The organism is Paenibacillus sp. LS-5 (assembly GCF_056121505.1).
Window position 1 is genome coordinate 468,905 of sequence record NZ_JBWAVA010000001.1, and the last position, 14,209, is coordinate 483,113.

General features: G+C 44.0%; 15 protein-coding genes. 3 read left to right on the forward strand and 12 right to left on the reverse strand.

What is annotated here, in order from left to right; all coding sequences use genetic code 11:
• Window positions 1–276 precede the first annotated feature (276 nt).
• From AC0MA3_RS02115 to AC0MA3_RS02130, 4 genes are all read right to left on the reverse strand, one after another.
• Window positions 277–1,023, reverse strand: a complete 747-nt coding sequence (locus tag AC0MA3_RS02115; RefSeq protein ID WP_379152449.1) for an SDR family NAD(P)-dependent oxidoreductase — start codon at window positions 1,021–1,023, stop codon at window positions 277–279.
• 281 nt (window positions 1,024–1,304) lie between these two features.
• Window positions 1,305–1,652 carry a winged helix-turn-helix transcriptional regulator gene (locus tag AC0MA3_RS02120; protein WP_379152446.1) on the reverse strand — a complete coding sequence of 116 codons (348 nt, stop codon included), beginning with the start codon at window positions 1,650–1,652 and terminating at the stop codon, window positions 1,305–1,307.
• Between the two features lie 688 nt (window positions 1,653–2,340).
• A complete protein-coding gene (locus AC0MA3_RS02125) occupies window positions 2,341–2,601 on the reverse strand; it encodes a hypothetical protein (protein WP_474655014.1) in 261 nt (86 codons plus the stop codon).
• Between the two features lie 61 nt (window positions 2,602–2,662).
• Entirely contained in the window at window positions 2,663–3,283 is a 621-nt protein-coding gene (locus tag AC0MA3_RS02130; RefSeq protein WP_474655015.1) for an NAD(P)-dependent oxidoreductase, read from the reverse strand.
• 954 nt (window positions 3,284–4,237) lie between these two features.
• Here AC0MA3_RS02130 and AC0MA3_RS02135 point away from each other — a divergent pair.
• Window positions 4,238–4,654, forward strand: a complete 417-nt coding sequence (locus AC0MA3_RS02135) for a VOC family protein (protein ID WP_474655016.1) — start codon at window positions 4,238–4,240, stop codon at window positions 4,652–4,654.
• Between the two features lie 98 nt (window positions 4,655–4,752).
• Here AC0MA3_RS02135 and AC0MA3_RS02140 read toward each other — a convergent pair whose 3' ends face one another.
• The 3 genes from AC0MA3_RS02140 to AC0MA3_RS02150 form a co-directional block, all read right to left on the reverse strand.
• On the reverse strand, window positions 4,753–5,787 hold the full coding sequence (locus tag AC0MA3_RS02140; RefSeq protein ID WP_474655165.1) for a sigma-70 family RNA polymerase sigma factor: 1,035 nt from the start codon (window positions 5,785–5,787) through the stop codon (window positions 4,753–4,755).
• Between the two features lie 269 nt (window positions 5,788–6,056).
• Window positions 6,057–6,218 carry a four-helix bundle copper-binding protein gene (locus AC0MA3_RS02145; protein WP_474655017.1) on the reverse strand — a complete coding sequence of 54 codons (162 nt, stop codon included), beginning with the start codon at window positions 6,216–6,218 and terminating at the stop codon, window positions 6,057–6,059.
• Window positions 6,219–6,251: 33 nt separating this feature from the next.
• Window positions 6,252–6,635 (reverse strand): DUF302 domain-containing protein, encoded by a 384-nt coding sequence (locus AC0MA3_RS02150; protein WP_474655018.1) that lies wholly within the window; start codon window positions 6,633–6,635, stop codon window positions 6,252–6,254.
• A gap of 243 nt (window positions 6,636–6,878) precedes the next feature.
• Here AC0MA3_RS02150 and AC0MA3_RS02155 point away from each other — a divergent pair, with 243 nt between their 5' ends.
• Window positions 6,879–7,349: a ferritin family protein gene (locus AC0MA3_RS02155; RefSeq protein ID WP_474655166.1), complete on the forward strand. Its 471-nt coding sequence runs from the start codon at window positions 6,879–6,881 to the stop codon at window positions 7,347–7,349.
• A gap of 303 nt (window positions 7,350–7,652) precedes the next feature.
• On the opposite strand, the gene AC0MA3_RS02160 is transcribed toward AC0MA3_RS02155, so the two are convergent.
• The 5 genes from AC0MA3_RS02160 to AC0MA3_RS02180 form a co-directional block, all read right to left on the reverse strand.
• A complete protein-coding gene (locus tag AC0MA3_RS02160; protein WP_474655019.1) occupies window positions 7,653–9,677 on the reverse strand; it encodes a right-handed parallel beta-helix repeat-containing protein in 2,025 nt (674 codons plus the stop codon).
• Window positions 9,678–9,754: 77 nt separating this feature from the next.
• Window positions 9,755–11,617, reverse strand: a complete 1,863-nt coding sequence (locus AC0MA3_RS02165) for a beta-L-arabinofuranosidase domain-containing protein (RefSeq protein ID WP_474655020.1) — start codon at window positions 11,615–11,617, stop codon at window positions 9,755–9,757.
• 207 nt (window positions 11,618–11,824) lie between these two features.
• Complete coding sequence (locus tag AC0MA3_RS02170) at window positions 11,825–12,013, reverse strand: hypothetical protein (protein ID WP_474655021.1); 189 nt, start codon at window positions 12,011–12,013, stop codon at window positions 11,825–11,827.
• 142 nt (window positions 12,014–12,155) lie between these two features.
• Window positions 12,156–12,623, reverse strand: coding sequence for a phage tail protein (locus AC0MA3_RS02175; protein ID WP_474655022.1), 468 nt, complete (start codon window positions 12,621–12,623; stop codon window positions 12,156–12,158).
• 28 nt (window positions 12,624–12,651) lie between these two features.
• Entirely contained in the window at window positions 12,652–13,131 is a 480-nt protein-coding gene (locus AC0MA3_RS02180; RefSeq protein WP_474655023.1) for a GyrI-like domain-containing protein, read from the reverse strand.
• 110 nt (window positions 13,132–13,241) lie between these two features.
• Here AC0MA3_RS02180 and AC0MA3_RS02185 point away from each other — a divergent pair, with 110 nt between their 5' ends.
• Window positions 13,242–14,207 (forward strand): helix-turn-helix transcriptional regulator, encoded by a 966-nt coding sequence (locus AC0MA3_RS02185; protein ID WP_474655024.1) that lies wholly within the window; start codon window positions 13,242–13,244, stop codon window positions 14,205–14,207.
• Window positions 14,208–14,209: the final 2 nt, after the last annotated feature.

The following is a 14,209-nucleotide window of genomic DNA, read 5'->3' on the forward strand; positions in this document are numbered from 1 at the left end:
TTTTGGATCATTCATGTATATATGAATGATCGGCTAACGGAACACATTCTTGGCCTATTTCGGCAATCGGTACAGATTCTTGTCATTGGTTTTTGACAAGAATCTGTACCGTTAAAAAGAAAAACCCGCCATATATGCGGGTGCCATGCGGAACATATTCTTGTCATCCGACACTGGACAAGAACTTGATCCCATTGCCGATAAATCCCCTATTTTGGTCACAAAAAAACAACTTCAAATAAAAAGGCCGCTGATTAAGCGGCCTTTAACGAATGCTTAGATTTGTGCCAATCCACCATCTACAAATAGTTCGATACCGTTGACATAGCTGCTTTCCTCCGAGGCAAGGAACATCACTGCACTGGCGATCTCCTCAGCTTTACCAAGGCGGCTCATTGGAACGGTATCCTTAGCGGATTCAAGGACTTGATCCAACGCCTCTCCAAACAAATCGTCGTAAGCCGGCGTATGGATCATTCCTGGGCTCAGTACATTAATTCGTATTCCGGTCCCCTTTAAGTCCGTAATCCAGTTTCTCGCCATCTGGCGGAGCGCCGCTTTGGTTCCTCCGTACACGCTAAACCCTGCATCGCCGATCGTAGATGCCGTTGAACCCGTAAGAATGATGGAACCAGTCTGGTCCGGAAACAGCGGCAGAGCCTTCTGGATGGTGAACAGAGTACCCTTTACGTTTACATCGAATGTAATCTGGTATTGCTCTTCTGTAATATGGCCCAAGGGCAGGAAGCTGCCAAGTCCGGCATTAGCGAAAAGAATGTCCAGATGCCCTTTCTCCTGTCTCACCGTTTCAAATAGTTTGTCCAGATCGTTTAGATTTGATATGTCACCTTGAACGCCAGTGACCCGTTCCCCAATCAATTTCACCGCTGTGTCCAGCTCGTTTTGTCTGCGTCCAGTTATGAAAACATGCGCGCCTTCCTCCACGAAACGCTGTGCCGTTGCAAGTCCGATACCGCTTGTCCCTCCCGTGACGACCACGACCTTACCATTGAATTTCCCCATAATTTCTGTCCTCTCCCTCTTGAGGCCGTATGGCCTATATTAGTACCGCTATAGTAACCAAACCATAACAACGCAGCGATTTTACTTGTGTAAGATGTAATTCCACCTTACAAGTGACATTATGTATCAAACATATCAAAAAAAGAAGTACGTACTTTTTTGTTATATAGTAACTAAAAAGAAACAATTGTAAGATTGTTGGGCTAAATCTCTTCTATAGCCATTTATATAAACGAAAACCCCAAGCATGATATCCCTGGGGTTTTCGTTTTATACTATTTTTAATCCGTGTGCAAAATTTCGAACTCATCCTGTGCGAATGTTTCCTCTGCATATTTTCCACCCCAGTTGCAAAGAGCTTTCAAAATAGATTCAAGAGATTGACCAAGTTCAGTAGTTGAATATTCGACTTTCGGGGGGACTTGATTATATACTTTTCTATGTATCAGTCCACTCGTTTCCAGGTCTCGAAGCGTTTGAATAAGCATTTTTTGAGTAATACCTGGTATCTGTCTCTTTAACTCGCTCGTGCGCTTTGGACCTTTAATCAAATAATACAAAACAAGCCCCTTCCACTTTCCTCCGATAATATCCAACGTAACCTCAAGGTCACAATAATATGTTTTCATATTGGTATTAACAGCCCCCGGTTCTATTTATTACTTTATAGATACTATATAATTAAAAAGCATGTACACTATTAATTACCACTCCAATTCATGATAGCATTTGTTGATGCTTAAGAACAATTCTAAAACAGTTATATATTCAGATCATACAGTAGCCTGAAGGATAACCTCGACAGCTTCCTTACGACGCGCCCTCATAGCCTTTGCTCCAAAACACGCAAGGTGCTGGGTCATTCAGGCAGGTTCTCAGCAACAATTTGGGCAATCGTTTTATCAGACGCATTGCATTTTGACAAAAGCTAAAATGGAGGTAAAGGCATTAGTGCCCTTACCTCCTTACTATTTTGCCCCTTCTATTTACATTTACTGCTTCTTGGATAGGTCTCTTAATAACCTCTATTTTACCATAGCTGGTTTACCTGATTAAATTGCCTCTTCCAGTGAGTGGTTAAATGGCAAGGATAGAACGGCCGACTGTAAATGCCTTTCCCTGGGAGGAGACGAAACATCTCCAAATCAAGCGCAGGCTCACTGGGAAACCAGAAGAATAAAGAAGTTACGCTGCCTGACGTATAGGAACCGGTCCACATCCCTGGTTTAGCCTCAATCATATTCTGCTTCAGAAGTTCCTACGGAGTCAAAGAATTGTTTTCGATTAGAGATACCAGAAAAACGCGGTTAAAACCGGCTAAAGGCAATTGCAAAGAGTCTGCAAGCGATAAGACTGCAGGAAGTTGGACCGGTTGGCGACAGTTGCACCATTGAGGACAGGTAACTTTATGTCAATATTCTCAATATGATAACGTGTGGCAAATGAATGCCTCAAAGAATGAACCGTCAAAGCCGGCTTTCCAAAGACTTTTGCATATTTCTCAACAAGTTTTTCTATAGAACGTTGTGTTAAACGTCTATTTTTACCTTTGCGTCCTACAGGTGCTGCAATAAACAAAAATCTTTCATTTTTTCTTGGGTATATCTTCTTTCCCTTATCTGCAGGTAATTCTCAATAATTAGTAAGAAATTCCTACCCGAGACTTGATATAAGAGTCATCTTTAACTTGATTGTACGTGAATTCTGCTGTATCCCTTACGGATATTTCAGTGCCACCTTCAGGTAGAAAATCACGCTCTACACGGTATACACCTACGTGTACTCCATCTGGTAAATATGTGGGACACACTATCGTCCATTCCAGTATTGAATCTTGAAGCATCAAATATACTCGATGATGTTCTCCTGCAGCATGGGTGGATTTACGCCTGGATTCACTGGATTGATATCTTAGAACACTCGGAGATTGTCTACTTTGCAGAATACCAGCTGTTCCTAAAGTAATGATTCGTTTTATTCCTTCTTCACGCATTGCATCAATGATCAACGGCATACTTGCGGATAGCGTATTGGTCCCATCTGTGTTCAGTGCACTAATAACGACATCAGCTCCCTGGATAGCACGCATAATATTCTCTCGATTCAATACATTACCTTGAATGATTGTTAAATTTTTATTATGAGTCTGGCATTTTTCCGGATTACGAACCAGTACAGTTACATGGTGTTGATCCTTAAGCGCATTGGCCACGATATGACTGCCAACACGTCCGGTTGCACCTAATACTAAAATTTGCATAAATAACCAATCCACCTCCAAGTACTGCAATGTTCCATCTATGTCTTTAGAATACTTACAAACTACTCAGGTGATAACAATATCACTATTTTAAAGTATCAACAGCATTAAAACAAAATCAATAACAGCCGGCTGATTCTAAAAACAAAGAGTCGCTTAGTCGCGGCTATTGTGAACATCAATTGAATGTATAACATCAACATCTGCAAGAGGACGTTGAAACACAAGTCTGAATTTAACTTACAATCCACAAATGCACTTATTATTTATCGAACAAACTTCCTCCATTGCTCTGAATCACATCTTTATACCAATAATAATTGTACTGCTAAAACAGCTATATCTGCTTCGTCCAGAAGTTCAACCTGTCTTGTCGTAAGGTCGAACTAACACTTACCGATTGTATGAATTTTGAAGTACGGAGTGTAAACAACAATACGCCTCCCCCCCATCCACTCCTTTGAAACACAACATACATACGGAATATATGGTCGATCAAGCATATGAATGTTAAACAATTATGGCCTCCTAAATATTTCAATAGGAAAGATGCACACGACTACGTCTACCTCCATTGTAAATTTGTTTTCCCAAGACCTTTTTTAGCTGCTTCATTCCCCTCTTCTAAATTACCATCCAATACCCCAAATTTGAAGTCTTGTCCCCCAAAGTCTACAATACTAGTCCTTTGTTCGGGAGAAGAACATATTTTTATTGAAAGCCGCGCTGGATGCGTTTTTTTGATTTTTTGCTTTATTGACACGTCGTTATATAATTCATATTCATAGAATTCCTTTTTACTTCATCCCTGCACAATATGAATAAGCAACCTTACGGGAATGGCGGTTATCCGATTCCCAATCCATGAAACCGATGAATTCCCGGATCGGCTGTCGTCTATATAACGAAGGCATAGATGAACACAAAATAATTTCACAAAGAGGTGTTTTGAAAATGGCATTAACATCCGTATTTACGAGCTTCAACCTGCCTGTAAAAAACGTAGAACAATCGAAAGCGTTCTTCACCGGACTCGGATTCGAGGTCAACCCGCAATTCCCCGAGAACGAGATTTCGGTAGCCATCGTGATCGGTGACAACCTGCAGGTAATGCTGATCAATCAAGAATTCTTTAATACGCTCACGGGTAAGGAATCCGTCGATACGAGCAAGTATGCGCAGATGACGATCGCATTGGCCTTCGAGAGCCGGAAAAAGGTCGATGAAATTGTGAATACTGCGTTCTCCTTGGGTGGGAAATTGCACGCTGAACCAGAAGATCATGAATCCATGTATCATTGGGGCTTCGTGGACTTGGACGGCCATCTGTGGGCTATTAACTACATGAATATGGATGCAGCACAAAGTTAAGGCTAATGTAGCGTACTAGGGTTCAAAAAGAAAGACGCCGAGCATCTTCCCCGGCGTCTTCTTCGCGATGAGCTAATTAAGTAAGCCAATGACGAAATTCATTGGTCAATTCGCTCCGGCAGCCCAAATCGCGTAAATAATGGCGTGTGAATGAAGTTTTGAACATGCAGGATTTGATTTTCTTTGGTTTCGATGACGTGGATGCCCCAGGGCACCAGGCCAGAGCCCTCTTTATACGGTATATACTGGGCCAACGCCGGATAACCGCCATTCACCGTAATGGGCACAAATCGCGAACCTTCACAATGCCAGCGAGTAAGCGAATAGAAGGCGGACAAATCTTCCTTGCCGCGGATCCACATCTTGAAGGGCGGCATTGACATGCAGCCTTCCTCATGGAACAACGCGATGAGCGCAGCAATATCGAATTGCTCGAAGGCCTCCACATACCGGGACAACAGTTGCAGCTCCGGTTGAACATCCATGCTACTGAGCTCATCCGAGCGAAGTTGCGCCCGGTCCATCGTCTCTCGGGCTCTTTGTAAGGCGCTGTTCACCGCTGCCGGCGACATCGCCAACGTTTCCGCGATCTGCTTGGAGGACCATTCAAATACGTCCTTCAAAATGAGAATTGTGCGCTGCCGCGGAGGCAAGGTCTGCAGGAGAGCGATGAAACACAGTTGAAGGGTTTCTCTTCGGACGAGCCGATCCTCCGGATTGCCCCCAAAGTCGGGAGACGGCCAGATCCAGGCAGAGTCCGGTAGCGTGTCGCGCGGCTCGGCGATGGCGACGGCCGGGTCGAACAGGTCAACGGGAAGCGCGCGGCGTTTGGATTGTCTCAGCTTGTCCAAGCACAGGTTGGAGGCAATCCGATAGACCCAAGTTTTGAACGAGGAATCCTGTCTGAACGTGCTCCAGCTCTGCCAGACCCGAATACTCGTCTCCTGAACGGCATCGTCCGCATCGTCCATGGAGCCTAGCATTCTGTAACAGAACGAGGTTAAGCCCGGCTTCAAGCTTGCAAATAATTGTTCGTCAAATGCGGTCTCATTCATCGCGGCCTCCCTTAACGATCTCCCTGAAGGGGTACTTTCATTATATGCAATGAAGTGGACAGCCTCAAATAATCCTATTGTTGGAGATTAGAAGCTTATTAAGTAATCGCTCTAAAAATCAAATGAATATTATACTAACTCCTAGTATTCCCCCCTTTCTTTTGATTTGGACGCACCCTGTTCCTGCCCCGGTAGTCAACTTAGCTAAGTATGATTTTATCCAGGAAAATCAAACCTCGTTCTTACTGCAATAAAAGCGCTGCTTCAATAATACAAACAAGCTGACAACCGTTTCAGAGCGGTATGTCAGCTTGTTTATTGATTCCTTTTAGGTTTAGAATTCAGATTTACGAAGCCATTTTATGGCATTCATCTGCACATTTGCGGCAATACTCAGCACATGCCTGGCAGAGTGCGTCTTGGAACTTTGCACATTCTGTAGCACAATCGTCGCATATCTTTGCAAAGACTTGGAAAAAATCTTTTACATACATACTTCCTCTAGCCATCTATTACATTACTTAGGACTCTAATCCCTTAAGTTATCGACTCTTGTCGATACAAGCAACAAGCCGGTTCTCAATATCTGAAGCAATAGCCATCAATTTATCGGTTGGAATCATACTAATGAGCGACGTAGGTTTTGGCATCCCGATCTTAGTTTTCCCATTCTCTTCATAGACGGCAATCTTGCATGGGAGAAAATAACCGACCAGTATGTTTTCGGATAATACTCGTTTCGCTTCATTCGGATTACATACTTCAAGAATATGGTATGCCCTATCCAATTCAACTCCTTTTTCATGAAGCTTGCTCTTCATATCAAGTTCCCAAAGGACGCCAAATTTATCATCTTTCAAATGTTCAGTAAGATCCGCTATCGCCTCTTCAGGGGTCTTTGAGGTTTCAACCGTATAATGGAACATGACTATTCAACCTCCATATTTTCGTGATAAATGTTTCTTTTCCTCATATCCTTACCCTAGAAACCTTCGGCTAAACAAAATAAAGGATATCAACATGTCAGTTTTCCATTACAGGTACAGATACCCACTCACTACTTCCGCTACAGCGCATCAGGAGAATTTAATGGATCTAGGCTCAAATGACGATGGCACAGCATAAGGTAAGGTATATGTAAATTTATGGAGGAGATGTTAGTGTATCAAATGGGTTATGCAGACGGATTGAGGGCTATGGGCGGACAAATGGGGCAAATGGGTATGCAAGGAGGAATGGGATTTACCGATACGTTTCTTATCCCTGATATCTCTAAAGCAATTGTTGGTGAGGTTCATGCCTATCGATTTTATCAAAGGTTAGCTGAATTAGCACCGAATGAACAGTATCGGCAGACAATTTTACGTATCCAGCGGGATGAATTCAAACATTATCATTGGTTTACCATGATTTTAAACCACCTTGGCGGACAACAACCGCAAATACCTGCCGGTAAGATGCCTGTGACATTCCAAGAAGGCGTCAGAACCGCAATTCACGATGAATTAGAAACGGCAGCGTTCTATCAAGAAATTGCCTATAGAGCAACTAATCACCCGATTAATATGCATTTTATGCACGCCATGCATGACGAACAGCGTCATGCCTCATTATTTCAATTGATGCTAAGTAGCCTATAAGCTAAGACTCGTCCTTGCCATCTAGTGCTTCATAGACGGCAGGGTTTTTCAAGTAAAACGCTATTCTGTTTGGCTTACTCAAAATAGAAACAAGCCGACAACCGGTACATAACGGAAAGTCAGCTCGTTTCTTATGATATTCAACTAATGGATTCATTCGGTTGTTTGTACTGCAACTTTGCTTCTTTGCTCGAAATAACTCGATCAATCTCGTCATATCCAAAGGTACCGTCTTCACATTAGAAGTATGATGAGTGATATTTTCGTTATACTCAGCCTGAATGACCTCTCCTGCACTGCTGTTTACAGAACAATCTCCACCGGACTGTTGTCAAATATTTCAAAGGGTCCGGGTGTTACATTTTTTTCTGGGCGCAGCTTATGAAAGAAGTCGTGGTCGAAACGGTAAGAAGATCCATCCGGCTCCTCATAGTACATCTCAGCGTGATGGCTTCTGCCGAGAAGATCAGTTGTAACTACCGTAGGGGCTGCAGCACGTAGTATTTCTGGGCTATGGACATGCACTTGTATCTTGCAAGTAGCCGGATCGATTTCGATCTTGATCCCGCCCTGGACATAAACCTTAGCATTTGTCTCATGGCTACTCGGCACCGCGCTTTTCAAATACAGATTACCCTGTATCGTAACGGGGAGTGCGATCTGATCGGGCTGAAATGGCTTACCGGATTCCTTTAAGGCCGCAATTTCTTCCTTTGAATATTCCCACCACCGTTTTTCACGAATACTCGGGTAATCGTTGTAGCCGCCCAGTCCTGCAGGATGAAGATAACAGCGGGAGTTATCTGGTACACCGTCCATCACCGCTGCACCGCCGTAATCCATATCTTCCCTTGGTGTGAGCGGAAGATGCTCGAAAAAGGTCATAGGCAGCGGCTCTTTGTTCGGATCGTCATCACCTATAAATATGTTATTGTAATACCGGTCGTCGCCGCCCGTGATGTTGCTGTACCCTGCAACCGCTGTCTCATGAGGCATATGGTAGGGAGTACAGCGGGTAAGCTCGGAGCGCACCACGAATCTGCCAGTAAACAGATTGTGAACAAACGCACCGCCTTGGGCCATATTGCGGAAGTTCATAGGAGACAGGAACAGGTTATGATCCACCATATAAGGGCCGTGGCAGACCTCCACAAAGAGATCCTCGGACAGATTGTCATAAAAGATATTCCGGCTGATGCGGGTGCCTTGCGCCTGCCAATCCAGCCAAAGCGCCCGGTAGGAGCTATAGATAACATTCCCGCAAATCTGAGTATCCAGTGCGGCATGGAGTTTGATTCCCCCCACTTCTGCGCCGTGGAAGATGCGCTTGTGATGAATATTATAAATGCGGTTCTGGTAGATCCGGCTAAAAACAGCACCTAAATGTCCAACGATTCCAGCCTGTTCACAATCATGAATTACGTTGTTGCGGACAATATGGCTTCCGATATGATCCTTATGCCAATTCTTGCGCAATGCACCGAAAATAACCTCCTGCTCCCGTTGCGTTCCGCCTTTACTGCGAATGTCAGAGTATTCGTTCTGACCGGTAGTTCTCTCTTTGCCTAGACTGATACCTGTACATTTGGACTCGCTGACCCGATTATTCTCAATAATCCAGCCTTTACTCCAATGGGGACCTATAAGTCCTTCTTGCAAAGCCGTTGGCGGGGCCCACTGGGGGGATGCCTGCCGTAGAGTAAAGCCCCTGACGGTAATATAGTTGCGGCCGGTCTTCTCAGGCCAGAAGCAATAAGGGCGCACATTGATTTCCACATTCTCTTGGCGGGGGTCTTTGCCTCCGAAGTTCGCCCATATGGTGGTGGTCGTTGAACTTACTTCCGCGTACCATTGCATCAAAGAGTCCTCCGCATATTTGGCCTGTGGCCAAACCTGGGGATTGTGCAATTTGGTAACGCTATCACATTCATATAGGGATTTTCCGTCCAGATAAACATCCCCCAGATGCGGCTCGAACGCACCTTCAAACAACCAATCACCTTGCAAATTAGTCTGATAGGGGTTGCGGATGACAAACAGGCTGTTTGGCACTTCCGCCCTCCAGACACCGTTCCCTTCGGCTTTCCAGTCAGCTACAGGCTCAGCACCCGTGATAACCACTTCTCCATCGCCGGCAGACTGGTATACAATCCTCTGTTCCTTTGTTCCTCCATTGGCCGGGTTGACCCATTCCCTATACACACCGGCATGCACGGTAATGATATCTCCCGGTTCCGCTATAGCCGCAGCGCGTGAAACAGTACGGAAAGGTTGTACCTCCGTACCCGGCGCCTGATCGCTTCCTTGAATTGCAACATGATATTCCACTAGATAACCACCCTTTACTTTTTTGTCCGCAATAATCATTTTTAGTTAACCACGTTATCTATCTCACCGATAGGTGCCTAAGCTTTTTTTGTTGGGAAGTAAACTTGATAGGGTTCATAACCGATATCACGAATTCTTCTTAACTGGATTCCAGGATCCTGATTTGTTGTCTTGAAGAAATAACGCCAGCTCCCCCACTCCCGTTCATTTTCCAGTATCAATTCAGACGCAACATCATCTTTTTGTGTAAAGAGAATCCTTTCATTCTCACAAATACCAGCCAGTACTTCAGGACCAAAGCGAAATGCTCCTGTCTGTTCGTCGTCCGGCAGAGGAATGAACCGGATGCCGATAGGCAATATCATACTGATCCGATCACCGGATCTCCAATTCCGCGATATGCTATAGAATGTATGGTGATCTGCAGATTTCCCATGTAACTCATCGTTCACATAGATGACGGCTTCCGACATGATCCAGTCTGGAATACGGAAATGGATTGCGAACTCATTCGAAGAGGTGGTATGGACTTCGAAATCATACTTTTTATAATTAGGCAGATTCTCGTGAAGAGCTGTGATCTCATTCAATTCCTGCTGTCCTGCAGTGTTCGAAGAGTTCAACATGCTTCCACTCATATGATCTTGAGATTGATAAATTCGGATATTCTCTCCGTTGATCTCAGTTGTCAGCTCAGAGTGAAAATACTGGCATACAAAGAGATCATTCTGATCCTGATAATAAATACCTCTGTTTAATGCTGCATTAGCTTGTACCATTGTTCCGTGGCAGCAGAAGAAGCTATCAGTCTCCGAACTCCAATCCTTCCTAAGGCCAGCCTTCATCGGTAGGAAATAAGTTAACAGCCCTGATTCGGGATTACCGTGCTTATTGCCAGTTAGAGAATACTCCTGGTAATAGGCTTGAGCCATAATACCGTTGTACAGATTATATTCGATATACTGCGCATATGCCGGATCGGATGTATGCCGGAAGAGAAACTCTGCCAGACGAATCATATTATAAACCGTACAGTGCTCCTGATTCTTATCACCGAGGCGTGCCTTAATCTTCATTTTGGGCATCCACACTTCACCCGCAGTATTCCCGCCAGTTGCCAGCGTTCCTCTCTCTGTAACCGCACATTTCCAGTAGGCAGTGACAATGTCCATCCATCTCTGTTCACCGGTTACTTCGTAAGCTCTAGCACAACCGAGTACTTCAGGAATGGTTGTGTTGGCATGCATGTTGGTCAGAGGGTCTTTGCTTTCCAGTAACGGGTGAAAAAGTCTGCTGCGGTAATAACGTTCCAGCAAGGTAGTGTATTTATCATTCCCGGTGATATATAGCAGGTCCGCCCAAGCTTCAAGCATACCGCCTGTCTCCATGTCCAGAATGTCATCGAATTTCTCTCTTGTGAAGGTGCTGCTCCATGTGACGAACCAGTCTGCAAAACGATCTGCCACATCGAGTGCCTTTTGACTTCCGGTGAATTGGTACATATCCACAAGTCCCATAAATAACTTATGGATATTATACTGTGGAGCCCAGATCCCTTTTCCTTTTGCGATCCAATGTAAATATTTCTCTGGAATCGGTCCAGCCCATTGTCCGCCATTATCCTTCTGGCATTCGGCAAGCTCGTCTATTATGAGATCCGCTTTTAGTTTGAGTTCCAAATCACCAGTCTCATGAAACCGCATAGCCGCGGCAGACAGCCAGTGTCCAAGAAAATGCCCCCGGATCTGACAGACAGGCGTCTCCCATCCCCCATGTGCATCATGTGGAATATCTCTGCCATGGTATCTCCCTGCTTCTATTTTATAGTTAAACAGGAGATTATCATTCGTCAATTTCATTAAATACCGCCGGTTTGCTTCTTCTCTGCGTTTCAAATCACCATCGTGAAGAACGACATGTTTGCCCTTCAGTTCGATCATCGCCTGCAGCCCCTCAATTGAGTTGGATTTATCTATCTTTGATAACACAATGAAATTATAAAGCAGCGTGTCCTTCAATCCAATGATTAATACTAATATATAATTGATCCATACTGATTTATCACAGTCATACGGGTTAATGCTTGAATGATAAGCAAAAAGCCGATCCAGAAAAGGATCGGCTTATTTTCCATCGCTATCTTAAGATCAATCGCGTCGGTTCTCCACAGATTTCATTCGGTTTTGATCATCAGGCACTCGATCATTACTGAATTCCTGCCCTGCTTCAACTTCAACATGACCGGAGACTGCCCGGGCAAAATTGGTAAACTGCCTTTTTTGCTCATCCATTTCGTGTTTTTGCTTAAGCAGCTCTTCCGGGTCCTGAGTTGCCATCATGTTAACCTCCTTGGAATTCAAAGTATCCATACTACAGAAGTTTTCCATTATAGGGCGATGCTTATGCAAGAAATTCACAAACCAAACGATGATTATGCCCACAGCCACCGGTTCTACTTGTTCAGGCCATCAGATCGGATTATTCGTATTCTCCTTTAATGACAAAAAACGAACCCCGGATGGTACCCGCAAGTTTAGATTTCTGTCTGGCAAACTTAAACTTCCCTTCTAACTCCTGTGGAACCTCCATCCCCTCAGAGAGTTTAAAACCTACAGCCCGTTTCTTAGGGTCATCTACCGTATACATGACATTGATCGCCAGACCATCTTCATAAAAGACGTAGGCAAACCGGATATTCTCCACTTGAAAACGCGACGTTTCTAGAGGTTTGGCTGCAAAAACAAGATCACGTTCTTCTTTTAAAACCCGGCTCACATAATCAAGAGTATCTTGGCTTTCACTAGCAGGCAGAACCTCAAATTCATGTTTATATTTGTTCATGAAGTAACGGGCTTCATTCGCACGTAAACCAGCTAGCGCTTCTGCTACAGGTGAAGACTCCAAGCCTGACGTAGACACATTTGTAAAATCAACGATATGTGACATTTCCAAACCTCCTCTTATGCTCAGATTATTATTTCCTTACCACAGGAATCCACAGTTCACCAACAATGTTGCCATTTCGCTGCCCCATCTCTACTGTTGCATTAGGTCCGCCTACATACGCAAAGTTCTTTGCTTCCGGCAGAACTTGTCCAAAGGCAACACCGGCAAGCTTGTTATTCAATTCATCTGCCGTCGTTCCTTCCCCTTTGACAACCAGATAATCTCCCTTAGGAAATTGGATCACTCTGGCTTCTTCTGGTGCCGCTGCATCGGTCATAACGCCAGCATAATGCATCATCTTGCTATTCACCGCTTCGTTTACGGCAAATACGTAGTCGTTAGTGGCCATCGCTTTTAAAGTGTCAAGCCTTCCATCTTGACTGACGGCCAGCCAAAAGTCTGCTTTCTCCTTGTTAATGCCAGCATAATCTGTGTAATCACTTTTGAGTTCAGTTCCTAAACCTATAACAGTAAAGCTGTCTTTTTCTTCAAGGGTATACTTCTCCATTGTCTTAACCATCCTTTTATGTGGATTTATCAAATGATTTGTCTTCTTCACTTGATAATTATATGATAGCCTTAAATCATGTCAAAAAATGATACTGTTTAGGAGCTCCCATGAAAAAAGTTGAACGGATTAATATCATCATGCGGTATATCAACAATCGCGCCCACTTTACCATTACTGAACTGATGCAGGAGTTTAACATCTCACGTTCGACAGCCATTAGAGATATCAGAGAAATAGAAGCCATGGGAATGCCGCTTGTCGCTGAAGTTGGAAGGGATGGGGGGTATTCTGTCATGCGCAACTCCGTCCTTCCCGTTGTCCGGTTTACTGATAATGAAGTCAAAGCTCTTTTTATTGCCTTCATGGCAACTAGAAATGGGCAGCTCCCCTACCTTAAGAGTCGTCAGTCCTTAACGGAAAAATTACTGGGTCTCATCTCAGAAAACCAGCAGGAAGACCTTTTTCTTTTGAATCAGACCTTGCTCTTTGAAGGAACCAACCCAAACAATCCTGATCTGCTTGACCTGTCCGACCTTCCCCATCCGATGCTGGAAAAACTGATCCAACTCCTTCTTATAGACAGCTATTTATTGATTTCCATCGAAGAAGAGAAGGTAATCCAGTCTTATCCCATATATCTCATGCACCTGTATCGTGAAAAGAACCTTTGGCTCATAGAAGGCTTTGACTTAAATGAAGAAAAGAAGCGGATTTTTCCGGTAGACCAGCTTACCCATGTCATACCCTATCCGGTGAAAAATAGAACAAGCAAGAAAAAGATTATTGAAAAGCTAAGTAAGCAGGAAGAAGCAATCAACCTTGTCCTTGATCTTGGTCCAAAAGCGATTGCCCAGTTCAAAAAATACCATCCTTTAAAAATATCATTATCCTACACCAACCCTTACCAAACCACAGGCACGATAAAGACTTTTGTTCATGTGAACAAGCCTGGAGAGTTGGTTGAAATAACGAATTGGTTACTTTTTCTGGGTGCTGATGTTAAGGTTAGGGAAATGCCCAATGAACTTTTAGAAGATTTAAAAAAGAGGATGAGCTTATATAACCCATCATAGGA